Raw genomic sequence first — 23,369 nt, 5'->3', positions numbered from 1 at the left:
AACGCATGAAGGCAGGAAGCGTTCCATGATCACGATCGACCGTACCGACCTCGCATTTCAGCTTCACGACGTTCTAGGCGTTGCCCGGCTTGCCGAACAGGCGCGGCATACCGACTACGACCGCGAAGCGATCGACGGCGTGCTCGACACGGCCGAGCGCATCGCCGTCGATCATTTCCTGCCACATGCGGCACAACTCGATGAGCACGAGCCGGAATTCGTCGACGGCAAGGTGGAGATGGACGCTGCCGTCGCAGACGCCTTGAAGCACTACCGTGAGGCCGGTTTCTTCGGCGCCGCCTTCGATGCCGAATGGGGCGGCATGCAGATGCCGGAAACGGTGCGGCTGGCCACTTCCTTCATGTTCATGATGGCCAATGTCGGCACCTCCAGCTACCCCTTCCTGACCACCGGGGCGGCCAACCTGATCGCGAGCTTCGGTTCGGACGAGCAAAAGGAGCGCTTCCTGAGGCCCATGGTCGAAGGGCGCTTCTTCGGGACGATGTGCCTGTCGGAGCCGCAGGCCGGATCCTCGCTCACCGACATCTCGACCACCGCCGAGCCGCGAGAGGACGGCTCCTACAGCATCACTGGCCGCAAGATGTGGATTTCAGGCGGCGACCAGGAGATCTCCGAAAACATTGTCCACATGGTGCTCGCAAAGATCCCGGGCGGTCCGGCGGGCGTGAAAGGCATCTCGCTGTTCATAGTGCCGAAATTTCTGGTCGGCGACGACGGCGCGGTCACGCAGAGGAACGGCGTTGTGCTGGCCGGACTCAACCACAAGATGGGTTATCGCGGCACCACCAACACGCTGCTCAACTTCGGCGAAGACAGCCCGTGCATCGGCTACCTGGTCGGGGAGCCACACCATGGCCTCTCCTACATGTTCCAGATGATGAACGAAGCCCGTATCGGCGTCGGCCTTGGCGCGGTCGCGCTGGGCGCGGCCGGCTATCGCGCCTCGCTTGCCTATGCCCGTGAGCGCCCGCAAGGCCGCCATCCCGACAGCAAGGATCCCGAAAGCCCGCAGGTGCTGCTGATCGAGCACGCCGACATCCGCCGGCTTCTGCTGGCCCAGAAGGCCGCTGTGGAGGGTGCCCTGGCCCTGAGCCTTTATTCCGCCGATCTCGTCGACCGCATCCGCACCGAGGAGGACGAGGATTCGCGTCGCCAGAACGAGCTCCTGCTCGACCTCATTACCCCGATCGCCAAGTCCTGGCCGTCCGAATACTGCCTTGAGGCCAACAAACACGCGATCCAGGTGTTGGGCGGCTATGGCTACACCCGCGACTACCCGGTCGAACGGCTTTACCGCGACAACCGGCTGAACCCGATCCACGAGGGTACCCACGGGATCCAGGCGATCGACCTGCTCGGCCGTAAAGTCCTCCAGGCGCAGGGTGCCGGGGTCAAGACACTTGCGGGACGTATCCTGGCCGATATCCGCGAAGCCCATGCCGCTGAAGGGTTGGCCGAACACGCCGAAGCACTGGCCAACCATCTCTCCGAGACGATCGCCACCACTGGCAAGCTGGTTCACGCCGTGGCCGAAGCGCCGCGTGCCGGGTTAGCCAACGCTTCGGTCTATCTCGACATGCTTGGGCATGTGGTGATCGCTTGGATGTGGCTGCGCCAGGCCGTCGTGGCCGCGCGCAAGAAAAGCGAACGCGATGGCGACGCAAATTTCCTCGATGGCAAGCTCGCCGCATGCCGCTATTTTTTCGCCTTCGAGTTACCGAAGACGAGCGCCCAGCGCGCGCTTCTGGACCGCCTCGACGACACGACGATCACGATGCGTCCAGACTGGTTCTGAGCGGCAAGATACGCGGGACCCTGCCCTAACCAGCAGCGATAAAGTCGACGATGAACCGCGCGCCGCCGCCTGGCGCCTTTTCATAACGCACAGTCGCGCCGTGGCGTTCGGCGATCTGGCGCACCAGCGACAGGCCGAGGCCCCATCCGCCACCTGTCTCGCTGCGGCCGCGCGGCCGATAGAAGGGCTCGAAAACGCGGCCGCTCTCGTTCTCAGGAATGCCCTCGCCTCCATCCTCGACACTCAGGCGGACGAGGTTGCCCGCGCGTGCAACCTCGACGGTGACCGGTGGCGCACCGTGACGAATCGCGTTCTGCATCAGGTTGCGCACCAGCCGGGTGAGAAGGCGCGGCTCGCCCGCGACGATCGCCGGCACGCCGGTCACCTTGAGTCGGTGGCGGGTGCCTTCTTCGGTCACGAGCGCCAAAAGGTCGACGGGTTCGCTTCGGTTTCCAGTCTCGCCGTGTTCGAGCCGGCTCGCCAGCAAAATCTCGTCGACCAGTTCGTCGATCTCGCCGAGATTGCGGACGATTTCCGTTCGCGTCGCATCGTCCGGCTTCTGCTCGAAGAGATCGATGGCCATCCGCAACCGGGCGAGCGGCGAGCGCAACTCGTGGCTGGCATTCGCAAGCAGGGTGCGATGCGCCGCAATGAGTTCCTCGATCCGCGCCGCTGCCTTGTTGAAGCTGCGGGCGACGGCGGCCACCTCGTCACGGCCATCGTCGGCGACCCGCGTGACCAATGCGCCCTCGCCCCAGACGTCGACGCCCCTGCGCAAGCGTTCCAGCCGCCGCGTGAGATGGCGAACCACCGGATATGCCGCAAGCCCGATCGCGGCGGCGATTGCCGCGAGATAGGCGAGCGGATTGCGGCCGGGCGGCCAGAACGGGCGATCCATTCGCACGGCCAAGGCGCGCCCATCGGCCAGCCGCATCACCATGACGTGATGCTTCTTGCGGAACTCCTTCCAGCGGCGTTCACCTTCGTCACCGAACCCGGCATCGAAGACTTCCCCGGCGCGAGCTATCAGGCGTCCCTCCGGATCGAAGAGTGCAAGATCGGCGTCAAAAGACTCGGAGAGGCGCCGGAGCGTCGCCTGCAACTCCGCGGTCGACTGGTCGGCAGGCAGGATAGCGGTGACAAACAGGTCGCGGCGGTCGCGCCAGCCCGACTGCTGCTCATCGTCACCGAGACGCACGAAGACGGCGCTGACCAGCGCCACCACGGCCAGACTGGCAAGCAGCGTAAGATAGACCTTAAGGAACAGGCTGTTACGCATCGGCGAGCCTAAACGTCGTCCTGGAAGCGGGCGAAAACGTAGCCAGCACCGCGCACGGTAATGATGCGACGTGGATGTTTGGGGTCCGGCTCGATCGCGGCCCGAATGCGGGAGATATGGACGTCGATCGACCGGTCGAATGCTTCGAGTTCCTCGCCGCGTACCAGGTCCATCAGTTGCTCGCGCGAAAGTGTGCGGCCGGCATTGCCGGCAAGCGCCACCAGCAGGTCGAACTGGTGGCTGGTCAGCGCGAGTTCGCGGCCGTCGAGGGTCGCGAGCCGCGATCCCGGATCGATCTCCAGCCGCCCGAAGCGCAAGGTCCTCGCGCCGCCCTGGGCAAGACCGTGACGGCGCCGCAGAATCGCCTTGAGGCGAGCAAGCAGTTCGCGTGGATTGAACGGCTTGGGCAGATAGTCATCGGCACCCAACTCCAGACCGACGATGCGATCGGTCTCCTCGCCCTTGGCGGTCAGCATAAGCACGGGAACGTCGGAAAAGGCGCGGATACGTCGGCAGGTCTCGAACCCGTCGAGATCGGGCAGCATGATGTCGAGAATGACCGCGTCGGGGGCCCGCCGGCGCAGTTCGGCGAGGCCAGCCTCTGCTGTAGGGGCGGCCAGGACGTCGTAGCCGTTACCTCTCAGATAGTCGGCAAGCATGGCGGACAGGCGCGTATCGTCGTCGACGATCAGAACCTGTTCCGCCATCTTGCTGCTCCGAATCCCTGCCCGCTCAGGAGGTCTTCTACCACTTGCGGCGGGATTTACGCTCCTTGATGTGCTCGGCCAGCTTGGCCCGCTGCTCGGCGGTCAGCACTTCCGCCGCGTCGAGGAGCGCCGCGGTCATCTTGCGCGATGCCTCGTCTATGGCGGCGATGCGCTCACTGCGCAGCTTTTCGGCCGCTTCGCGATCGATCGTGGCCGCGCCGATGATGTCGATCACTTCCTCACGGGTGCCGTGGAATTCACGTGCCATCGGTCGCAACTCGGCGCGCGCCGCGTCGATGATCTCCCAGAGCTTGTCCTCTTGCTCTTGAGTAGCGTCGAGTTCGTCGAGCACGTGTCCGATCCTCCGCTCCATCATGAAGCCGCCCATGCGCGCATGAATGAAATGTCCGCCGGCACGCATCGCCGAGCCGTTGTCGCCCCCGAAGCCGCTGCTGGTTGCCGTCAAAAGTCCGGCGCCAGCCAACCCGGCAAGCACCACACCGCCGGCGATCGCGCCGCGTAGCCAGCCCCTGGAGCGGCCAGGGCCGCCGTCGATGGAATCGTCGAAATGATTTTTGTGATCCATGATCCTGATCCTTTCCACGCAACGTCGCTCGTTGCGATGATGCCATCATGGACGCCCTAGGTTTCGGTGGTTGCAGGCCGACGTAAAGTTATGTGAAGTTCGTTCCGCTTCCGACCAACCTGCGTGTAGCGGCCATTCGGCTTCCTCGCAGGGCCAATCGCCGGCGCATGGGCACCTGACGCGTGCGGCGATTTCACCGCCAGGCTGGCCTCGTGGGGCGCCGGATTCCACAACGGTATGAGGCAGCGAAACGTCGGGCTGCTCAGGGGTGGCGATGAGATGTGCGGCTCAGACGATTGTTGCCCTCGGCCACCTTGCCTAGCAAAGCCAGAAGCTGTGCCCGCTCGCCGGCGCTCGGGTCAGTCACCCATGCGCTTGGCATTGGTGGACGCCTGCCCTTCTCCATCGGCTGACGACCGGTCATCAATCCCGATCGGGTCCGCGAGAACCGTCTCAAGCTCCCGCAACATCGCCTGAAGTGCCGCGAGTTGCGCCGCGCCGTAGCGGCGTGTAATTTCGGCGTAGATGGCCTCCGAATGGGCCCCCGCCAGATCAATGAGCTGGCGACCTTCCTCGCTGATGGAGATGATACCGCGCCGCATGTCTTCCTGCGACGTGCGACGGTTGACGAGCCCGCGCTCGTCCAAGTCCTTCAGAATGCGCGAAAGCGATGGCGGCAGCAGGAACGTCGCCTCGGCGAGAGCCATCACTTCAATGCTTTCCACCGTCGTCAGCGCACGCAGAACGCGCCATTGCTGCTCCGTGATGCCAAATCGCAGAAGGCCCGGACGAAAGTGGCGCATGACCGCCTCGCGCGCCTTGAGGAGCGACATCGGTAGTGATCGCGAGAAGTCACGCAAACGCGCCCGCGATCCGGCTCTCGCCGCGACCCTCTTTTCCTGACCTCCTTCCGGCCCGCTTTCCTTGTCCATGGATCGTCTCCGGGGGTGCATTCGCAGGATGGCACGGTTTCAGGTCACATGTTAATCGGTTTCCGTGACCATGCCCCATCTTTCTCCACAAACGCGAGGTGCCGTGTCGCACACCAGCCCTCGACAAAGCTTCAAGATCGACTATTATATTAACATGTTAAATATTTGGCGACCAGAACCCGCCCAGGGTGCCATGCCTTACCCGAACGTCCTGCCGTCGGCTTTGCCAAGGCGGCCGCGCCCATTCGCGGCGATAGAGGAGATTCAGATGACATCAAAGGTGAGCCGGCATTTCACCCGTCACTGGCAATGTGCGAAATAGACGTCGAATTGGACTGAAACCGCAATGCAAGCAACGGCTGTGCAAGGGACAGGACAAGGTTGAAGATGTCCGATCTGGAAGAAAACATCGCCAAGGCAGCAGGATATCTCAACCGGTTCCGCGATCGGGACGTGCTCAACCAGATCGGCGGTGAAGCAGTGCCGGCGCTGGATGGCGAGACATTCGAAACGGTTTCGCCGGTCGATCTGAAACCCCTCGGCCGGATCGCGCATGGCAAGGCAGCAGACATCAATCGAGCGGCAAAGGCGGCAAAGACCGCTTTTTCCGCATGGGCGGCGATGCCCGGCGAACAGCGCAAGAAGCTGCTTCACCGGATAGCAGACGCCATTGAGGCGCGCGCGGAAGAAATCGCCTTCGTCGAATGCATGGACACCGGACAGGCGCTAAGGTTCATGTCCAAGGCGGCATTGCGCGGCGCCGAGAACTTCCGCTTCTTCGCCGACCGGGCGCCCGAGGCCCGTGACGGCAAGACGCTACGCGCACCTGGCCAGGTCAATATGACGACCCGGGTGCCAATAGGGCCGGTCGGGGTGATCACGCCCTGGAATACACCTTTCATGCTGTCGACATGGAAGATCGCCCCTGCTCTCGCGGCGGGCTGCACCATCGTCCACAAACCGGCGGAATTTTCACCCCTAACCGCGCGTCTACTTATCGAGATCGCCAAGGAAGCCGGGTTGCCAGAGGGGGTGTGGAATCTCGTCAACGGGTTCGGCGAGGACGCCGGCAAGGCGCTGACGGAACACCCCGACATCAAGGCGATCGGCTTCGTGGGCGAGAGCCGTACCGGTTCGCTGATCATGAAGCAGGGTGCCGATACACTGAAGCGTGTGCATTTCGAACTCGGCGGCAAGAACCCGGTGATCGTTTTTGCCGACGCCGACCTGGATCGCGCGGCCGATGCCGCTGTCTTCATGATCTTTTCGCTGAACGGCGAGCGCTGCACGTCGTCATCGCGACTGCTGGTGGAAGAAGGCGTCTACGACCGCTTCACGACGATGGTCGCCGAAAAGGCCAAACGGATCAAAGTCGGCCATCCACTCGATCCGGAAACGGTCGTTGGTCCGCTCATCCATCCCATTCACGAAGCCAAGGTGCTTGAATACATCGCGATCGGCAGATCGGAAGGTGCGGAAGTCGCTACGGGCGGCGAGAAACTGGCTGGCCCAGGCGGAGGCTGCTACGTAGCCCCCACCTTGTTCACCCGCGCGACCAACGCCATGCGCATCGCACAGGAGGAGATTTTCGGTCCGGTCCTGACCGCCATTCCTTTCAAGGACGAGGACGAGGCCCTCACACTCGCCAACGACGTTCGATACGGCCTGACCGGCTATCTGTGGACGTCCGACGTCACGCGTGCCTTCCGCTTCACGGACCAACTGGAGGCGGGGATGACCTGGGTGAACTCGGAAAACGTGCGCCATCTGCCGACTCCCTTCGGAGGCGTGAAGAATTCCGGCATCGGTCGGGACGGCGGCGACTGGTCGTTCGACTTCTACATGGAAACGAAGAATATCGCCTTCGCCACGACAGCGCACGGCATTCCCAAGCTGGGCGCATGAGCCGCGCCGTTCGATCCAGGCACGGCAGTTAACTTGTGCATCATGTAAGCCCTGATCGCGGGCTGTCGTGATCCATCGGAGGAAGAGAATGCCCGTACCGGCTCCGAATCTGTACCCGCCCTTCAACATCGTGCGCCTCGCCTATGTCGAACTCTTCGTCACGGACCTAATCAAATCGCGCACTTTCTACGTCGATGTGCTTGGGCTTCAGGTGACGCACGAGGAAGCCGACCGCATCACGCTGCGGGCCATGGAGGAGCGCGGCCATCATTGCATCGTGCTGTGCGAGGCGGAGCAGCCGTCGGCCAGCGTCCTGGGGTTCAGGCTTTATGACGACCCTGACCTCGACAAGGCTCATGACTGGTTCCAGGCTCAGGGCCTGCAGGTCGAATGGGTCGAACGCTCCTGGCAGGGACGCACGCTTCGGACACGCGACCCCCAAGGCATTCCGATCGAGTTCTATGTGAGGATGGATCACCTGGAACCGATCCACCAGAAATATGCCCTCTACAGGGGCGTCAGGCCGCTCCGCATCGACCACTTCAACTGCTTCTCGCCCAATGTCGACGAAGCGGTTGCCTTCTACAACTCAATCGGCTTCCGCGTGACCGAGTATACCGAGGACGAGGAGACCAAGCGCCTTTGGGCCGCATGGATGCACCGCAAGGGCGGCGTCCATGACATGGCCTTCACAAATGGCGTCGGCCCGCGCCTGCACCACACGGCCTTCTGGGTGCCCAATCCGCTCGCCATCATCGACCTGCTGGACCTCATGTCCACCACCGGATGGCTGTCGAACATCGAGCGCGGACCCGGGCGGCACGGCATCTCCAACGCCTTTTTTCTCTACATCCGCGACCCCGACGGTCATCGCATCGAGATCTATTGCTCGGACTACCTGACCGTCGATCCCGACCTCCCGCCCATCAAATGGGATCTGAAGGATCCACAGCGCCAGACGCTCTGGGGGGCGCCGGCGCCGCGGTCGTGGTTCGAGGAAGGCAGCGTCTTCGCCGGCACGCCTGTACGCGAAGCCGATCTGAAAGCCCAGCCGATCGTGGCACCGTGAACGGTGGAGAGCCCGTTATGACGCACGACGATCTGACGCTTCCTGGGCAGGCCGCACCTCTCGGCTACCGCCGGGTCGAAACCGACGCCCAAAGCTCGAGCGCTACCCGGTGCGGGGTGGTGAGGAGAGTCGGCCGCGGGAGGTGGGGTATCCAATGAACCTGGCCACGTTCACAGCCGGCAACGAGCAATTGTGGGGCGTCACGGTGCCGGGAGGCGTCCTCGCGCTGTCGCCGGAATTCCCACAATGGAAAACCCTGCGCAATGTGATCGAGGCAGGCGCGGTCGAAACGCTTCTCGAGCGTGCGGCGGGTCGCGCGGCCACGCATGACGACGGCAGCTTCGTCTGGAATATTCCGATCCCGGACCCCGAGAAGATCGTCTGCGTCGGCGTCAATTTTCCAGACCGCAATGCCGAGTACAGGGACGGGCAGGAAGCACCACCCAACATGTCGCTTTTCCCTCGCTTCCCACGCAGCTTCACCGGCCACCAGACGCCGCTGATCCGACCGCCCGAAAGCCAGCAACTCGACTATGAGGGCGAGATGGCCATCGTCATCGGCAAGGGCGGCCGCCGCATCCCCGAGCCGGAGGCGCTGTCGCACATCACAGCACTGAGCCTTTGCAACGAAGGCACCATCCGCGACTGGGTACGTCACGCCAAGTTCAATGTTACACAGGGCAAGAACTGGGATTCGTCCGGCGCCATCGGTCCCTGGCTTGTGCCCTATGTCGATCCCGCGCAGATCGTCGACATCGGCCTGACCACAAGAGTGAACGGCAACTTGCGTCAGCAGGATCGGACGGGACGCATGCTCTTCCCCGTCGCACGGCAGATCGCCTACATCTCCACTTTCACCACGCTGGTACCGGGGGACATCATCATCACAGGTACACCAACCGGTGCCGGCGCCCGCTTCGATCCGCCGATCTGGCTCAAGCCCGGTGACGTCATCGAGGTCGAGGCCGAAGGAATCGGACTGCTCCGCAACACAGTCGCCGACGAGGTAGTCTGATGCTGGACAGCCAGATGATCTGCGATGCCGCCCAAGCGCTGGTTCGGGCGGAGGAAAACCGGACCCAGATCGGCCTGTTGTCCCTCAAACATCCAGGCATGACGATGGACGACGCCTACGCCGTGCAGGCGGCGTTCGTCGAGGCCAAACTCAATTCCGGACGCAAGGCGATCGGCTGGAAGATCGGCCTGACCTCAAAGGCCATGCAGTATGCGCTGAATATCGACATTCCCGATTCCGGGGTGTTGCTCGACGACATGATCTTCGAAGACGGGTCGACAGTTCCGGCCGACCGCTTCATCCAGCCGCGTATCGAGGCGGAAGTAGCTTTCGTGATGAAAGCGCCCCTGCGCGGTCCGGGGGTTACCGTGTTCGACGTCCTGAACGCCACCGACTATGTCGTTCCGGCGTTGGAAATTCTCGACACACGCGTCATGCGCGTCGATCCCGAGACGAAGGCGGCGCGAACAATCGTCGATACCATCGCCGACAATGCCGCCAATGCAGGGATCGCCTGGGGCGGCCGTGCGATGAAGCCGGACGACATCGACCTGCGCTGGATGGGCGCTATCGTTTCCCGCAATGGCGAAGTTGAGGAAACCGGCCTTGGCGCGGGGGTGTTGAACCACCCGGCGCGAGGCATCGCCTGGCTCGCCAACCGCCTGTCGCAGTATGGCGATGCTGGGATCGAAGCGGGCCAGATCGTGCTTGCCGGCTCTTTCATCCGACCAATCGAGGCCTCCCACGGCAGCACGATCCACGCGGACTTCGGGCCGTGCGGCTCGGTCAGCCTGTTTTTCGCGTGAGAGGCCGAGGCGCCTGTCCCGCGGCAGAGCTTAGACGGAATCACGCTCCACCAGCGTGCATTCCACCTTGATCTGTGTCGGCCCGCCCTTTAACCCGCCGGCCGCATCGATCAGCAGTTCGGCTGCGATCTCACCCATTTCATAATGAGGCAGCAGCAGCGTTGTCAGCGGCGGCCGCGTGAACTGCGCGATCTCGCGGTCGTCGAAGCCAACAACGGAAACATCATCCGGCACCTTCAGGCCGAGTTCCCGCAACGCGTCGAAGCAGCCGACTGCCATCATGTCGTTGGCGCAGAAAATACCATCCGGCGGGCTGTCCAGCGCCATCAGCAATTGCGTCATCTCGTAGCCGGACGAGGGCTCCCAGTTGCCTGGGCGAACCAAGGCCGGATCAAACGAAATATCGTTGCTGGCAAGCGCCTGGCGGTACCCCTTGAGTCTGTCCCGGCTGGCGTCGAGGCCCTCCTGACCGTTGATGAGGGCCACGCGCTTCCTGCCGGCCTGGATCAGCCGCTCCGTCGCAACCCGCCCTCCAACCAGTTCACCCGGCAACACGGAAGGCAGCTTGCGCTTGCCATCATAACAATTCAGCAGCACGGTGCGATGCTTGAACAGGGCGGGCGACGGCTCCGCGCGCCGGGTCAGTGTTGTTCCATAAATGATGCCCAGCAATTGCTGTCCCATCTGGCTGAGGATCATTGCCTCCGCATCCGGATCACCGCGCGTCACGGTCAGGCAAACGGTCAGACCGTATTCGAGCGCCTTTTCGCGGGCGCCGTCGAAGGCGATCGACATCCAGGGATCGGTGGCCATCTCGTCGGCGATGAACGCGATGAGGTTCTGGTCGGCGGGAGCGCGCCGCTGGCCGCGACGCACCAACTTGTAGCCCAGCTCCTCTGCCGCCTGGCGCACGCGTTCGCGGGTGGCGTCGCTCAGGCGGACACCGGGACTGTCGTTCAAGACGAGGGAAACGGTCGCCTGCGACACGCCCGCCCTGGACGCGACATCCATCATGGTGGGCTTCAGGCGGTTGCCTCCGTGCCTTCCTTTGGTTTCGGTATCCACGCCTGCCCCAGTCTCCCGATTCCTGCCTTCAAGTCCGACGCACTGCTATCCGAAAGCCCTGCCGAAGCGCAAAAAGCTTGGCACCACGGTGAAAAGCCGCCATCGGTTCGATGGCTGACGTCGAGCAGATATCGGGTTTCAAAGCCATCTCCTAGTCCTGCCCGCGCAATCTGCGAATGCGGTCAAATGCCACTGCGATCACGATAAAGCAGCCGATGAAGGCGCCCTGCCAGAAGGTCGATATGCCGAGCAGGATCAGCGAGTTGCGGATGACCTCGATCAGCAATGCGCCGACGACCGCACCGAAGACGGTGCCCTCGCCGCCGGCCAGATTGGCCCCTCCGATGACCGCGGCCGCGATCACCGTCAGTTCCATGGCAGTGCCGAGGTTGGTGGTGACGCTGCCGAGCCAGCCGACCATAAGGATGCCGGTCACGCCCGCCGTGAAGGCCGAGAACACGTAGACGGAGACCTTCATTGTGCGGACCGGGATGCCGGTCAGGATCGCGGCATTCTCGTTGCCGCCAATGGCGAAGACATGCTGCCCCCACCGCGTCCATTTGAACACAAACCCCATGATGACCGCCAGGATGACGAGCGCGATCAGCGGGTGCGGAATGCCGAATGTCGAGCCGCCGCCGAGCCACAGGAGTAGCTCGTGATCCGGTCCGAACTGGTAGATCATCTTGTTGTTGGACAGCACCAGTGCCATCGACCGCGCGAAGGAAAGCATGCCTAGCGTCACGACGAATGGCGGCATGCCGACGAAGGCGATCAGCACCCCGTTGACCAGCCCAACCAGCAACGCCGCGCCTATGGCGAACATAGCCGCCGCCCAGATCGGATAGCCGGCCTCCATGGTGGCGCCTATCACAACGGCCGACAGAACGACCGACGCACCGACCGAAAGGTCTATGCCGCCCGACGCGATCACCGTGGTCATTCCGATCGCGATGATGGCGACGAAGGCGAAGTTCCGGGTGACGTTGAAGAGGTTGCGCTCGGTCGCGAAGGTGTCGGTGATCAGCGAGAGGGTGACGCAGGCCAGAACAGCCGCGAAAAATATCCAGAAGACCTGAAGGCTCATCACTCGCGACAGCAGGGAGCGGTGCTGGCTCTGACCGATGGCCTGTTCTAGCGTCGTTGTCATCCGTGCCTCCCTACGCCGCCTGTATTGCGCCAGTGATAAGTCCGGTTACTTCCTCGGGCGAACTGTCCGCCGTGTCCTTGTGCGCTACCAGTTCGCCCCGCCTCAGCACGGCGATCCGGTCGGATACGGCGAACACGTCGGGCATACGATGACTGATCAGGATGACCGAGATGCCGCGGTCGCGCAGGCGGCGGATAAGGTCCAGCACCTCCGCCACCTGGCGTACCGAAATGGCTGCGGTCGGCTCGTCCATGAGCACGACCTTGGCATCGGAAAGGAGCGTCCGGGCGATGGCCACGGCCTGGCGCTGGCCACCGGACATCCGGCGCACCAGGTCACGCGGGCGCGTCTCCGACTTGAGCTGGGTGAACAATTCGCCGGCGCGGGTATGCATCGCCCTGTAGTCGATGATTCGCAACGGTCCCAGCTGTCGTCGCAGTTCGCGTCCGAGGAAGACGTTCGAAGCAGCGCTGAGATTGTCGCACAGCGCCAGGTCCTGATAGACGATCTCGATACCCGAGCGCTGTGCGTCCTTGGGATGGCTGAAATCGCAAGGCTCGCCGTCAAGCTCGATCTTGCCGGCTGACGGCCTGAAATTGCCGGCGATGATCTTGACCAGCGTCGATTTGCCGGCGCCGTTGTCACCCATCAGGCCCAAGACCTTACCCTCTCCGACGGACAGCGACACGTCGTCGAGCGCACGTATCGCTCCGAAGTGCTTGCTGATGCCGGTCAATGTCAGGCGTTGCGCCACCATGCTTCCTCCCCACTCCAGCTTACGCGCTTTGCGATCGCCCCTTAAGAAATAGTTGACGGCTGATTATTAGTAAATATTATCAGAAAAGGAGGAGAAATGAAGCTGCTTATTACCGGAGCAACCGGAAAGGTTGGCAGCCACTTCCTGCCGGCCTTCCTGGCGAGCGGGCGTTTCGCCGGCGCCGAAGTGGTTGCCATTTGCCACAATCGCGATCTGCCTCCGCATGACCGCCTCACGGTGATCAAAGGGTCGCTGTCGGAACGCGCCACCGTGGTGAAGGCCATGACCGGGGTCAGTCATGTCGTGCACATGGCCGCAGTCAAGGAATCGCCCGACCTCGTGATCGACGTCGCGGTGAAGGGCATGTTCCATCTGCTTGAGGCGTTCCGCGCGTCACCTTCCGCGAAACAGTTCATCCTCATCGGTGGCGACTGCTCGGTCGGACACATCTTCCATCGCTACGACACGCCGGTGACGGAGACCTCGCCGCGACGCGCCTACCCCGGCTGCTACGCCCTCACCAAGGTCATCGAAGAAGTGATGCTGGAGCAGTACCAGATCCAGTACGGCATCAACGCCTGCTGTCTGCGTGCGCCATGGATCATGGAAAAGGACGATTTCCGTTACGCGCTGAGCTTCGGCGAAGAGCAGTTCGGCGGGCCACCGTGGGGAGAACTGCTGCCTCAGGCGGAGGTTGCGCGGCTGTCCGGGCAGCAGGTGGTCCCCCTCATGCTGGACGAGCGCGGGACGCCGCTGAAACGAAATTTCGTCCACGTATCGGACGTCGTGGGCGCCATCATGGCCGCTATCGACAACCCGGCAACCAATGGCGAACTGTTCAACATCTCAATGGACGAACCTGTCGATTATGGCCGTGTGGCCGAATACCTGAAAGACACGCGCGGGTATTCGGCGATCGAGATCCCCACGCGCTTCTTCAGCAACTGGCTCGACAACGCCAAGGCACGGCTGTGGCTCGGCTGGCGCCCCGTTTATGAACTGGGGCCGCTGATCGAGGATGCGTGGAACTACGTGCGGGCGCAAAACGACCCACGACAGATCTGGTACCCGGGCTGACGGTGCGGGTGTCGCGACAACAACCCAAGGGAGGAAAAGTTATGAAAGACATCAGGAATCTGGCCTCTGCAGCAGCGGTGTTCGCAATGATAGCCGGCGCCGCCCAGGCCCAGGACAAGGAAACGCTGGCGATCGTGGTCAAGGGCCTCGACAATCCGTTTTTCGAGCAGATCAATCTCGGCTGCCAGAAATGGATGTCGGAAAATGCCGACAGCAAATATGAGTGCCTTTATACCGGCCCGGCCTCCTCAGCCGACGAAGCCGGCGAGGTGCAAATCGTCGACGATCTCCTGACCCGCGGCGTGGCCGCCATTGCCATTTCGCCGTCGAATGCGCCGGCGATGGCCAATCGGGTCCGCCAGATCAATCCGCAGGTGCCGGTGATGACCATCGACGCCGATTTCCTGGCAGAAGACCGCGACATCCGCGCGACCTATCTCGGCACCGACAATTACCTGATGGGCGTGAAGATGGCCGAGGAGTCGATGAAACTGAAGCCTGACGGCGGCACGGTCTGCCTTCAGCTCGGCAATGTGGCGGCCGACAACATCAACGCCCGTGCGCAGGGCTATCGCGACACCATCGCCGGCGAGAAGGACGTCGAGCGGCTGACGGGGCAGAACGGGTGGACAGAAATCGACGGCTGCCCGGTCTTCACCAACGATCAGGCCGACCTCGCCAATCAGCAGATGGCGGACACCTTCACCGCCAATCCCGATCTCGATGCCTTCATCCTGATCGGCGGCTGGGCGCAGTTTGCACCGCAGGCGTACGCCCAGGTGACGGACCAGGTGATGGACAAGCTGAAATCAAAGGACCTGATCATCGTCGCCGGCGATACGCTGCCGCCGCAAACCCAGGCGTTCCGTGACGGTCGCAGCCACGCGCAGATCGGCCAGCGGCCCTTCGAAATGGGGCACCGCGCACCGGACGTCATGATCCAGCTCATCAACGGCGAAAGCGTTGAAGACCCGCTCTACACCGGCCTTGACGTGTGCAATCAGGACGATCCCGGCTTCTGCGCCGACAATTGATCGATCCAAGATCAAAGGAGAGCCGGGCCGTACGCGGCCCGGCTTCTTTTGGACGCGTCGCCATGCGCATGATCGACGCGATCTTCGAGAGCGAAAAAGCCGAGGGCTGACCTCAGTCCGATGGCGAGCAAAAACACGAGCGGGAAAAGCACGATAGGCCGACGCTCCCCTTTGCGCGGCCGCGCTCCTCCTTCTCAATGCCGGTGTTTTCTTCGTTGATAACGATGCTAATTTATATTAATAATCAACTGACGCTGATTGGCGTCCACCAATCGAACAATCAACTAAGAAGACGAAGGGAGGAACGATGAAACTCAGGCTTATTGTCAGTGTCGCGGCACTCGCGGCCACGCTGTGCGGAACCGCGCACGCGCAGGAAAAACCCCAGCTCGCATTCGTCGTCAACGCGGCATCCGACTTCTGGAAACTGGCCGAAGCCGGCGTCAAGGCGGCCGAGCCGGAGCTTCCCGGCTACGAACTGCAGTTCCGCTATCCGGCGCAGGGAACGGCCGCGCTGCAGAATGCGCTGATGGATGACCTCGTGGCCGCGGGCACCGACGCGATCATGATTTCTTCGGTTGATCCGAAGACGTCGATCGACGCTTTCAACCGGATCGCCGCCCGCGTGCCGCTGTTCACCACCGACAGCGACGCGCCGGACAGCGACCGAATCGCTTATCTTGGCTCGTCCAACACGGCCGCCGGCATCCAGGCCGGCGAAATCGCGGTAAAGGCCTTGCCGAATGGCGGCACTTGCATGGGCTTCGTGGGCTTTCTTGGAGCCGACAACGCCGTCGAGCGGATCGCCGGCTTCCGTCAGGCGGTTGAGGGTCACGGGATCGAACTGGTCGATGTTCGTGGTGACGATGTCGACTTCGCGCGGGCGCGTGCCAATGTCGACGACGTGCTCGTCGCCAATCCGGAAGTTGACTGCATGGTCGGCTTCTATTCCTACAATCCCCCGAAGATCTATGAGGCGCTCCAGGCTGCCGGACGTCTCAACGAGATCACGGTGATTGCCTTCGACGAAGATCCGGTGACGCTCGGCGCGGTGCGGGCCGGCAACTTCGCCGGTACGGTCGTTCAGGATCCCTATCAGTGGGGATACCAGGGCATGAAGCTGATGGCCGCCTTCCTGGAAGGCGACAAGTCCGGCATTCCCGAAGACGGGCTGATCATCGTGCCAACCAAGGTCATCGATCAGTCGAACGTCGACGCTTTCGAAGCCGAGTTGCGCGAACGGATAGGCGGGTAGGTACCTCCCGGGACCTGCCCTGAACTGCGCGGGCGCGTCGCTGGCGCGTCCGCGCAGAGCTGGTGGCATTGCCCGCGGCAGGTGCCATGCAGGCGCAAATTCGTGGCCCGACAGGCAGCGTCGATGAAATCCGGTTTCACCATCAGCCTATCCGGCATTACCAAGGTTTATCCCGGCGTCGTCGCACTCGACGACGTCGACCTGATCATTTCGGCCGGTGAAATCGTCGGCCTGATCGGCGAGAACGGAGCCGGCAAGTCAACGCTGATGAAGGTTCTCGGCGGCAGCATCGCGCCCGACCGAGGCCGGATCGAGATCGACGGGCAAGGCGTCGCCAGCCTCACGCCCGCCGAGGCGACCGCCCGCGGCATCGCTTTCGTCCATCAGGAACTCAACCCGTTCACCAATCTTGACGTTGCAGGAAACATCCTGCTCGGTCGTGAGATCACACGGGGCCCGCTGGGCTCACTCGATCGTCGCGCCATGGCACGGGCCGTGCGGCCCATCCTCGACATGCTGGCGGCGCCATTCGGACCGGACGACCCTGTCTCCGGGCTCTCGCTGGCTGAGCAGCAACTGCTCGAGATTGCGCGCGCGCTCTCCATTGACGCGCGGCTTGTGATCATGGACGAACCGACCTCGAGCCTCACGCTTTCCGAAACTCAACGATTGCTCGGGGTCATGCGTGAACTCCGTGAGCGCGGCGTGGCGGTGCTTTTCATCAGCCATCGCCTCAACGAAATCGAGGCTGTCGCCGATCGCGTCAGCGTCCTTCGAGACGGCAGGAATGCCGGTGAACTGGCCGCCTCCGACATCAACCGAGACCGCATGATCGGCATGATGATCGGCCGTGACCTCAACCAGTTCTATGACAAGCCGACGCGCGCGCTTCGCGAGCCGGTCCTCGAAATAGGGAATCTGGCCACGCTGACCTTTCCCAACGCGCGGGCCAGCATCACCGTACACAAGGGCGAAATTCTGGGCCTTGCCGGCCTCGTCGGAGCCGGGCGCACCGAACTGGCACGCGCCATCTTCGGCATCGACCCGGTTGTAGGCGGAGCCATCCATCTCGATGGCCGCCCCCTGCCCTCCCACTCGGTCGCTGCGGCCATCAAAGCGGGCATCTGCCTCGTACCGGAAGATCGCAAGGGTCAGGGCCTGCATCTCGATTTTTCGATCGCCGAGAACATCGCGCTCCCCAGTCTGCCGAACCTCTCGAGCGGCGGCACCGTCGTCCGTTCGCGCGAGGTCGAGCTCGCGGAAGCCTCGCGCGAACGCTTCGGTATTCGCGCCGCGTCCGTTCGCAATCCCGCTGCCGAACTCTCCGGCGGCAACCAGCAGAAGGTAGTGCTGGCCAAGTGGCTGGCGCTTGAGCCGCGGCTCCTCATCATCGACGAGCCGACGAGGGGGATCGACGTCGGCGCCAAGGCGGAAGTCTACCGCCTGCTGCGAGCGCTCGCGGACCGGGGCGTCGGCATCCTGATGATCTCGAGCGACATGGAGGAACTGATCGGCGTTGCCAGCCGCGTTGCGGTGATGCGCCGCGGTGAGATCACGGGTATCCTCGAAGCGGATGAATTGACGGAACTAGCCATCCTCAATCTGGCTGTCGGGTAGGACGGGGAAGCCATGCACAAGAAGGACCTTGGCCTTGCGGTGCTGATCTTGATCGTCGGCAGTGTCGTCGCCTTCATCAATCCACGCTTCCTGTCGCCGATCAACCTGGCCAACACGGCGAACCTGATCGGGCTATTCGGCCTATTCTCGGTCGCCGAGGCCTTCGTCATCGTGACAGCCGGTATCGAGTTGTCGGTCGGTTCCGTCATCGCCTTGCTCGGCGTCATTTTCATCGACCTGATCGTCAACCAGGGGGTGCCGTGGCCAATCGCCTTCCTGATCGTGCTCGTGATTGGCGGCATCCTCGGTGCCGTCCACGGCTGGCTCGTCACGCGCATGCGCCTCCAGCCCTTTGTCGTGACGCTGTGCGGGCTCCTGATCTATCGCGGCATCGCGCGTTTCTATACTGCGGACGGCACGGCCGGCTTCTCCTTTGGCGACAGCTTTCCCATGCTCGAATGGGTGGTATCGGGCCGCACCGGCGGCGTGCCGCACTCCATCATCGCCTTCACCATTATTGCGGCGGTCGCCTGGTACGCGTTGCACCGGACGGTGTTCGGGCGCCACCTGTTCGCGGTCGGCAAGAACGAGGAGGCCGCGCGCTTCGCGGGCATCAACACGACACGGACGATCATCGCCGCCTATGTGATCTGCCTCGTGCTGACGGGCATCTCCGCCGTCTTCTTTGCCATGTACACGCGCTCCATTCATCCCGCCTCGCACGGCAATTTCTACGAACTCTATGCCATCGCCGCCGCAGTGCTCGGCGGCTTCTCGCTGCGCGGAGGCGAGGGTTCGATCGTCGGTGTCGTGCTCGGCGTTATCCTGCTCCAGGTGCTGCAGAACCTGGTCAACCTTCTCGGCATTCCCTCATCACTGAATTTTGCGGTGATGGGCAGTGTCATCCTGATCGGCGTGCTGGCCGACAATCAGTTCTCGCGCTACCGGGAACGCAGGCGCCAGGCCGCAAGCATGGCGGCGGCATCAGCGCAACAACATGCGTCGGCGGCTGGGATGGCGGTCCAACGCTCTGCCAAAAGCGAAAAGGACGCGAACGCTTTTCCCTGACGTCAAAGCAGCCTGCCTGTAAGCCCGAAGATCTTGACCGGTTGTTGAGAAAGGCGGCTGCGCGAGGCCATTTCAACCTCTTGGGGGAAGTGTCGTGCCTGGGCGCAATCCCGTCAAGCCGTCAGAACAGAGCCCGACAGGATCGCTTCATCAGGCCGCTGCGAGGCCTGCGCCGAGCCCGTCGGCGAGTTCCCGCACCTGCTCGGTCGTCAGAATGAGCGGCGGCGAGAGGATGATGTTTGATCCGGAAACACGCAACATCACTCCGGCATCGTAGGCCGCGTCTGCGACAACCTTCATCAGCGCCTTGTCGGCGGCTTTCTTGGTCGTGCGGTCCGAAACCAGTTCGACCGCCGCCATCAACCCCTTGTAGCGCACGTCACCGACAACATCGTGCCTGGCCTTCAGGTCCTCCAGCAACGAAGCCAATTCCCTACCGCGTGCCGAGGCGTTTTCGTCGAGCCTGAGCCTCTTCGTCTCGGCAAGTGCGGCGATGCCGGCCGCACAGCCGACGGGATGGCCGGAATAGGTGTAACCGTGACCGATCGCGCCGAAGCTTGTCCTGTCGGCCTCGAAGGCCTCCGCCATGCGCTCGCCGATCATGGTCGCGCCCAGCGGAAAGTAGCCGGATGTGATGGCCTTGGCGATGGTCATCATGTCGGGTCTGACGCCAACACCACGCGACCCTGACCATGATCCGGTGCGACCGAAACCGGTCACCACTTCGTCGGCGATCAGGAGTATCTCGTGCCGGTCGCAGATCTCGCGCACACGCGGCATGAAGCTTTCATGGGGAACGATCACGCCGCCGGCGCCGAGTACCGGCTCCATGATGAAGGCCGCGATCGTGTCGGCGCCCTGGAAGGTGATCTCGTCCTCGAGAGCCTTCACGCACAGCGTCGCGAGTCTCTCCGGATCCGGCTCGTCGAACGGGTTCCTGTAGGCGTTAGGCGCCGGGATATGGAAGACGCCGGGCAGCAAGGGTTCGTAATTGCGGCGGAAATTGGCGTTGCCGTTGACTGACGCACCGCCGAAATGCGTGCCGTGATAACCTTTCTTCAAGGCCAGGAACTTGGTTCGGTCTGCCTGCCCCCTGATTTTCCAGTACTGGCGCGCCAGCCTCAGTGCCGTCTCGACGGAATCCGACCCGCCCGAGGTGAAGAAGGCGCGGACCATGCCTTCGTGCGAAAACCACTCGGTCAGTTCCCAGGCCAGTTCGATCGACGGGCCCGTCGAGGTTCCCCGGAAGCCGGAATAGTAGGGTAGCGCATCGAGTTGATCGGCGATGGCCTTCTTTATCGGATCGCAACTATAGCCGAGATTGACGTTCCAAAGGCCCCCGACAGCGTCGAGCACGGTGCGGCCCTCAAGATCGGTCACGTAGGCACCCTCGCCCTTCATCACCACCCGCGGCGGGTCGTCGTGCAACTCGGCCGGATGCGCCATCGGGTGCCAAATCCGCCTGGCATTGTTTTCGACGAGGAAGTTGGTGTCGCGCATCTCTGCTCCTGTCTGTCACGCCGCGAGGCCGAACTGGCCCAGAGCCCTGGCAAAGGACGGCCCGGGTTCACGAACGTCGAAATGGACCGTACGCATGCCGACCGCCATAGCGCCGTCGACGTTGCGCTTCTGATCATCCACGAAGACACAAGCTTCCGCCGGCAGTTCCAGCGCGTCGGTGATGGCGGCATAGGCAAGCGGGTCCGGTTTCAGGATGCCGGTGTAGGTGGCATCGACGATGACCTCGAACAGCGACAGCAAAGGCAACCGGTTGCGAAACTCCGCGCCATAGAAGAGGTCAAGCTCGTTGGAAAGGATGGCCAGCCGCACGCCCGCCGCACTGGCGACATGAACGGCGCGCGCGGCCTCCGGGCGGATCACGGCCTCGGGGTCGGCACCGCGAGCCCGCTGCACGAAAATCTCCATCCGATCCCACTCTTCGCCCACCATACGGCCGACCTCGCCGGTACGTTGACGCCAGTACTCGCGCTCACTGATTTCGTCGGCCTGCATCGCCCGCCAAAGGTCGTCGCTGTCGGGCGCGAAGGGGCCGCGCCAGGCAAGCGCGCCCGCGGGCAAGCCCAGGGCCTTCTCGGTCAGGTCATGGGTCTCGAACAGGGTCCGCGTCACCACGCCGCCGAAATCGAGAACGAGCGCCTGTGGAGAGGTCATGCCGAAGCCGCCCCACGGGTGACACCGGGCGGGACGATACCCTCCGTTACCCAGGCGTCGAAGATAGAAAGGGCCTTGTCGACAAAGGCGGCACTGTTGATGTGGCCGGAAATCTCGTGCAGCGCGACGTTGCCGGGCACACTGCGCCGCATTTCCTCGACGAAGGCTTGCAAGGCATCAGGCTCGTGGAGTGGCTCGCCCTCCTGGTCCCATTGCTGGATGCCGCCTGTCGGGAGGATGAAGGCAGTGGGTCCCCGCGCCAATGCAAGCTTGGCGCCGATCGCCCGCGCGATCGCGCGTCGGCCCTGTGCATCGCTGGTGACGGAGCCGAGCAGCCTGTTGTGGGCATGATATGGACGATCGGCGAAACGCTCCGGTACCGGCTGCCAAGCCGGAATATCGACCATGTCGATAGCGCCCGGCGCCACGATCTGGGGCACGCCCGCACGGCCGGCATTCTCCAGGCGGTCGGCGCCGGACGTCACAACCGAGTCCGACAGGTGGTTGGCGAGTTCCTGGAGGCTGAAATCCATCACTGCCGCGAAGCCGCGTTGCTCCGCAATCGCCTCCAAGGCCCTGCCGCCCATGCCCGTCGTATGGAAGATGACGGTCTCGTAGCCACGTTTGTCCAGTGCAGGCTTCAGGTCGACCATGTAGGTCAGGCAGCTCTTGCCCAAAGAGCTGATGCCGACGACCGGCCGGTCGACGTCAGGCTTTCGGCCGACCCGTGCCGCCCCGACAACAGCTCCACAGGCTTGAGACAGCGCTGACCGGCAGGTGGAGTTGAGCCCGTAGAGCCCGCCGGCCCAAAGGATCATCATCAGGTCTGTGGCAATCCGCTCAGGCGGTAGCAGGTGCGAATAGGCGATCGTCGAGACGACGAATTTGGGCACGCCGAGCGGGAGCGCAAGCGCGACATCCAGCGCCAGATCGGTCCCCATGGTGCCACCGAGAGCGATGAACCCGTCGATCTCGCCCGCATCGTGAAGCCGTTTCGTCAACCGGGCCGCACCTTCGGCCATCAGTGTCATGGCGCTGTTTTCGTCACCCGAGGCAACGATTGCGGGGATCGTCGTGCCGGCGGCGGCCGCGACCGCATGCTTGTCATGCTCGGGAAGATAGGGCGGATCACCGAGCACGCTGACATCGAGCATGAGTGGTACGCCGCCGGCCTCCGCGACCTTCGCCCGCATGAAATCGAGTTCGTCGGCCTTGGTATCGCCGGTCCCGATCACCAGGATCCTGGGAGACCGTTCCCCACTGCCAGCTCCCGCACTCATGCCAGCGCCCTGCTGCTCAGAGCATCAAAGACTTCGCCATTAAGCTGTTCGGTGATGCGGCGCGCGGCCGCCGAGACCGCCTTGCCGCGCTCATTGGCGGCGGCTTTGGACGTGCGCACGACGGGTGCCGCGACTGCCAGCGTTCCAATCGCGTAGCCGTCGGGCCCCAGAACCGCCGCGGCAACGCCGAATACCCCTTCCTCGTAGCCCTGGTCACTCATCGAATACCCGCGTTTGCGCGTGACCTCGATCGCTTTCATGATCGTTGCCGGATCGGTGATGGTCCGGGGTGTGTGCGGCTGCAGCGGCCCGGAGAGTGCTGCTTTCAGCGCCGGCCCGCGCATGTGCGCCAGGTATGCGACACCCGAGGCCGTCGAATGCAGCGGCAGAAATTCGCCCACGTTGACATTGATCCTGTTGGCGCGCGCCGAGTGTTCGACATGAATGGTCAGCAACGTTCCGTTGCCCGCCTCCGAAAGATGGACGGTTTCCGCCGACTCGGCAGCAAGTTCGCGAACAAACGGCAGGGCGATCTGCAGGAACGGGAACCGCGCCTCCCGAATGCGGGCAAGCCGCGTAAGCCCGGGCCCCAGCCGGTAGTGGCGCGTTTCCGCATCCTGTTCGACAAAGCCGGCGTGGGTTAGCGAAACCAGAAGACGCCGGGTCGTCGCCTTGTCGAAGGAAGCCCGGCGCGCAATCTCGCTGAGCCCGAGTTCCGGCTCGTCCACAGTGAACAGATCCAGCAGCGAAATCGCCTTGCCGACCGTGCTCAAACACTC

The 23,369-nt window shown here is 63.2% G+C and carries 21 protein-coding genes; 10 read left to right on the top strand and 11 right to left on the bottom strand.

Annotated elements, in window-relative coordinates; genetic code table 11:
- Nucleotides 1-25: 25 nt before the first annotated feature.
- A complete protein-coding gene (locus FQ775_RS01010; protein ID WP_146299064.1) occupies nucleotides 26-1,816 on the top strand; it encodes an acyl-CoA dehydrogenase family protein in 1,791 nt (596 codons plus the stop codon).
- 25 nt (nucleotides 1,817-1,841) lie between these two features.
- Here the strand turns inward: FQ775_RS01010 and FQ775_RS01005 are convergent, their stop codons facing one another.
- From FQ775_RS01005 to hpaR, 4 genes are all read right to left on the bottom strand, one after another.
- The gene (locus tag FQ775_RS01005) at nucleotides 1,842-3,095 is read right to left on the bottom strand and encodes a sensor histidine kinase (protein WP_146299063.1); all 1,254 of its coding nucleotides are present in this window, start codon (nucleotides 3,093-3,095) and stop codon (nucleotides 1,842-1,844) included.
- An 8-nt stretch (nucleotides 3,096-3,103) separates the two neighbouring features.
- Nucleotides 3,104-3,802: a response regulator gene (locus FQ775_RS01000; protein ID WP_146299062.1), complete on the bottom strand. Its 699-nt coding sequence runs from the start codon at nucleotides 3,800-3,802 to the stop codon at nucleotides 3,104-3,106.
- Nucleotides 3,803-3,839: 37 nt separating this feature from the next.
- Complete coding sequence (locus tag FQ775_RS00995) at nucleotides 3,840-4,388, bottom strand: Spy/CpxP family protein refolding chaperone (RefSeq protein WP_146299061.1); 549 nt, start codon at nucleotides 4,386-4,388, stop codon at nucleotides 3,840-3,842.
- A 359-nt stretch (nucleotides 4,389-4,747) separates the two neighbouring features.
- Nucleotides 4,748-5,320 carry a homoprotocatechuate degradation operon regulator HpaR gene (gene hpaR, locus FQ775_RS00990; RefSeq protein ID WP_146299060.1) on the bottom strand — a complete coding sequence of 191 codons (573 nt, stop codon included), beginning with the start codon at nucleotides 5,318-5,320 and terminating at the stop codon, nucleotides 4,748-4,750.
- 387 nt (nucleotides 5,321-5,707) lie between these two features.
- Between hpaR and hpaE the strand changes: the two genes are divergently transcribed.
- From hpaE to hpaH, 4 genes are all read left to right on the top strand, one after another.
- On the top strand, nucleotides 5,708-7,225 hold the full coding sequence (gene hpaE, locus FQ775_RS00985; RefSeq protein ID WP_146299059.1) for a 5-carboxymethyl-2-hydroxymuconate semialdehyde dehydrogenase: 1,518 nt from the start codon (nucleotides 5,708-5,710) through the stop codon (nucleotides 7,223-7,225).
- Between the two features lie 88 nt (nucleotides 7,226-7,313).
- The gene (gene hpaD / locus FQ775_RS00980) at nucleotides 7,314-8,294 is read left to right on the top strand and encodes a 3,4-dihydroxyphenylacetate 2,3-dioxygenase (protein WP_146299058.1); all 981 of its coding nucleotides are present in this window, start codon (nucleotides 7,314-7,316) and stop codon (nucleotides 8,292-8,294) included.
- Between the two features lie 154 nt (nucleotides 8,295-8,448).
- The gene (locus tag FQ775_RS00975; protein ID WP_146299057.1) at nucleotides 8,449-9,309 is read left to right on the top strand and encodes a fumarylacetoacetate hydrolase family protein; all 861 of its coding nucleotides are present in this window, start codon (nucleotides 8,449-8,451) and stop codon (nucleotides 9,307-9,309) included.
- A complete protein-coding gene (gene hpaH / locus FQ775_RS00970; protein WP_146299056.1) occupies nucleotides 9,309-10,115 on the top strand; it encodes a 2-oxo-hept-4-ene-1,7-dioate hydratase in 807 nt (268 codons plus the stop codon). Before FQ775_RS00975 ends, hpaH begins: the two co-directional genes overlap by 1 nt.
- A 30-nt stretch (nucleotides 10,116-10,145) precedes the next feature.
- Here the strand turns inward: hpaH and FQ775_RS00965 are convergent, their stop codons facing one another.
- The 3 genes from FQ775_RS00965 to FQ775_RS00955 form a co-directional block, all read right to left on the bottom strand.
- Nucleotides 10,146-11,180 (bottom strand): LacI family DNA-binding transcriptional regulator, encoded by a 1,035-nt coding sequence (locus tag FQ775_RS00965; protein ID WP_246730237.1) that lies wholly within the window; start codon nucleotides 11,178-11,180, stop codon nucleotides 10,146-10,148.
- A gap of 151 nt (nucleotides 11,181-11,331) precedes the next feature.
- On the bottom strand, nucleotides 11,332-12,330 hold the full coding sequence (locus tag FQ775_RS00960; RefSeq protein ID WP_146299055.1) for an ABC transporter permease: 999 nt from the start codon (nucleotides 12,328-12,330) through the stop codon (nucleotides 11,332-11,334).
- 10 nt (nucleotides 12,331-12,340) lie between these two features.
- Nucleotides 12,341-13,087: an ATP-binding cassette domain-containing protein gene (locus FQ775_RS00955; RefSeq protein ID WP_146299054.1), complete on the bottom strand. Its 747-nt coding sequence runs from the start codon at nucleotides 13,085-13,087 to the stop codon at nucleotides 12,341-12,343.
- 96 nt (nucleotides 13,088-13,183) lie between these two features.
- On the opposite strand from FQ775_RS00955, the gene FQ775_RS00950 reads away from it, so the two are divergent.
- The 5 genes from FQ775_RS00950 to FQ775_RS00930 all read left to right on the top strand — a co-directional run bounded on the left by FQ775_RS00950 (nucleotide 13,184) and on the right by FQ775_RS00930 (nucleotide 19,138).
- Nucleotides 13,184-14,164: an NAD-dependent epimerase/dehydratase family protein gene (locus tag FQ775_RS00950; protein WP_146299053.1), complete on the top strand. Its 981-nt coding sequence runs from the start codon at nucleotides 13,184-13,186 to the stop codon at nucleotides 14,162-14,164.
- Nucleotides 14,165-14,205: 41 nt separating this feature from the next.
- Complete coding sequence (locus tag FQ775_RS00945; RefSeq protein WP_146299052.1) at nucleotides 14,206-15,198, top strand: substrate-binding domain-containing protein; 993 nt, start codon at nucleotides 14,206-14,208, stop codon at nucleotides 15,196-15,198.
- Nucleotides 15,199-15,505: 307 nt separating this feature from the next.
- Nucleotides 15,506-16,453 carry a sugar-binding protein gene (locus FQ775_RS00940; RefSeq protein ID WP_146299051.1) on the top strand — a complete coding sequence of 316 codons (948 nt, stop codon included), beginning with the start codon at nucleotides 15,506-15,508 and terminating at the stop codon, nucleotides 16,451-16,453.
- A gap of 123 nt (nucleotides 16,454-16,576) precedes the next feature.
- The gene (locus tag FQ775_RS00935) at nucleotides 16,577-18,070 is read left to right on the top strand and encodes a sugar ABC transporter ATP-binding protein (protein ID WP_146299050.1); all 1,494 of its coding nucleotides are present in this window, start codon (nucleotides 16,577-16,579) and stop codon (nucleotides 18,068-18,070) included.
- 12 nt (nucleotides 18,071-18,082) lie between these two features.
- Nucleotides 18,083-19,138, top strand: coding sequence for an ABC transporter permease (locus tag FQ775_RS00930; RefSeq protein ID WP_146299049.1), 1,056 nt, complete (start codon nucleotides 18,083-18,085; stop codon nucleotides 19,136-19,138).
- Nucleotides 19,139-19,288: 150 nt separating this feature from the next.
- On the opposite strand, the gene FQ775_RS00925 is transcribed toward FQ775_RS00930, so the two are convergent.
- From FQ775_RS00925 to FQ775_RS00910, 4 genes are read right to left on the bottom strand one after another with little or no spacing between them, the layout of a single operon-like run.
- Nucleotides 19,289-20,638 (bottom strand): aminotransferase class III-fold pyridoxal phosphate-dependent enzyme, encoded by a 1,350-nt coding sequence (locus tag FQ775_RS00925; RefSeq protein ID WP_146299048.1) that lies wholly within the window; start codon nucleotides 20,636-20,638, stop codon nucleotides 19,289-19,291.
- A 15-nt stretch (nucleotides 20,639-20,653) separates the two neighbouring features.
- Nucleotides 20,654-21,310 carry an HAD family hydrolase gene (locus FQ775_RS00920; protein WP_146299047.1) on the bottom strand — a complete coding sequence of 219 codons (657 nt, stop codon included), beginning with the start codon at nucleotides 21,308-21,310 and terminating at the stop codon, nucleotides 20,654-20,656.
- Nucleotides 21,307-22,590, bottom strand: a complete 1,284-nt coding sequence (locus FQ775_RS00915; protein WP_146299046.1) for a Tm-1-like ATP-binding domain-containing protein — start codon at nucleotides 22,588-22,590, stop codon at nucleotides 21,307-21,309. Before FQ775_RS00915 ends, FQ775_RS00920 begins: the two co-directional genes overlap by 4 nt.
- Nucleotides 22,587-23,363, bottom strand: coding sequence for an IclR family transcriptional regulator (locus FQ775_RS00910; RefSeq protein WP_146299045.1), 777 nt, complete (start codon nucleotides 23,361-23,363; stop codon nucleotides 22,587-22,589). The genes FQ775_RS00915 and FQ775_RS00910 overlap by 4 nt, the downstream gene beginning before the upstream one ends.
- Nucleotides 23,364-23,369 lie beyond the last annotated feature (6 nt).

Origin of the sequence: Nitratireductor mangrovi, from assembly GCF_007922615.2 — a bacterium.
GTDB lineage: Bacteria > Pseudomonadota > Alphaproteobacteria > Rhizobiales > Rhizobiaceae > Mangrovimarina > Mangrovimarina mangrovi.
The sequence above is the reverse complement of the archived record's forward strand: the minus strand, read 5'-3'. Positions and strand labels throughout refer to the sequence as shown.

Coding starts and splice junctions, on each gene's coding strand:
- FQ775_RS00930 (WP_146299049.1), top strand. CDS start 18,083: ATGCACAAGAAGGACCTTGGCCTTGCGGTGCTGATCTTGATCGTCGGC.
- FQ775_RS00925 (WP_146299048.1), bottom strand. CDS start 20,638: ATGCGCGACACCAACTTCCTCGTCGAAAACAATGCCAGGCGGATTTGG.
- FQ775_RS00960 (WP_146299055.1), bottom strand. CDS start 12,330: ATGACAACGACGCTAGAACAGGCCATCGGTCAGAGCCAGCACCGCTCC.
- FQ775_RS00975 (WP_146299057.1), top strand. CDS start 8,449: ATGAACCTGGCCACGTTCACAGCCGGCAACGAGCAATTGTGGGGCGTC.
- FQ775_RS01000 (WP_146299062.1), bottom strand. CDS start 3,802: ATGGCGGAACAGGTTCTGATCGTCGACGACGATACGCGCCTGTCCGCC.
- hpaE (WP_146299059.1), top strand. CDS start 5,708: ATGTCCGATCTGGAAGAAAACATCGCCAAGGCAGCAGGATATCTCAAC.
- FQ775_RS00935 (WP_146299050.1), top strand. CDS start 16,577: ATGAAATCCGGTTTCACCATCAGCCTATCCGGCATTACCAAGGTTTAT.
- FQ775_RS00995 (WP_146299061.1), bottom strand. CDS start 4,388: ATGGATCACAAAAATCATTTCGACGATTCCATCGACGGCGGCCCTGGC.
- FQ775_RS01005 (WP_146299063.1), bottom strand. CDS start 3,095: ATGCGTAACAGCCTGTTCCTTAAGGTCTATCTTACGCTGCTTGCCAGT.
- hpaH (WP_146299056.1), top strand. CDS start 9,309: ATGCTGGACAGCCAGATGATCTGCGATGCCGCCCAAGCGCTGGTTCGG.
- hpaR (WP_146299060.1), bottom strand. CDS start 5,320: ATGGACAAGGAAAGCGGGCCGGAAGGAGGTCAGGAAAAGAGGGTCGCG.
- FQ775_RS01010 (WP_146299064.1), top strand. CDS start 26: ATGATCACGATCGACCGTACCGACCTCGCATTTCAGCTTCACGACGTT.
- FQ775_RS00940 (WP_146299051.1), top strand. CDS start 15,506: ATGAAACTCAGGCTTATTGTCAGTGTCGCGGCACTCGCGGCCACGCTG.
- FQ775_RS00955 (WP_146299054.1), bottom strand. CDS start 13,087: ATGGTGGCGCAACGCCTGACATTGACCGGCATCAGCAAGCACTTCGGA.
- hpaD (WP_146299058.1), top strand. CDS start 7,314: ATGCCCGTACCGGCTCCGAATCTGTACCCGCCCTTCAACATCGTGCGC.
- FQ775_RS00920 (WP_146299047.1), bottom strand. CDS start 21,310: ATGACCTCTCCACAGGCGCTCGTTCTCGATTTCGGCGGCGTGGTGACG.
- FQ775_RS00945 (WP_146299052.1), top strand. CDS start 14,206: ATGAAAGACATCAGGAATCTGGCCTCTGCAGCAGCGGTGTTCGCAATG.
- FQ775_RS00915 (WP_146299046.1), bottom strand. CDS start 22,590: ATGAGTGCGGGAGCTGGCAGTGGGGAACGGTCTCCCAGGATCCTGGTG.
- FQ775_RS00950 (WP_146299053.1), top strand. CDS start 13,184: ATGAAGCTGCTTATTACCGGAGCAACCGGAAAGGTTGGCAGCCACTTC.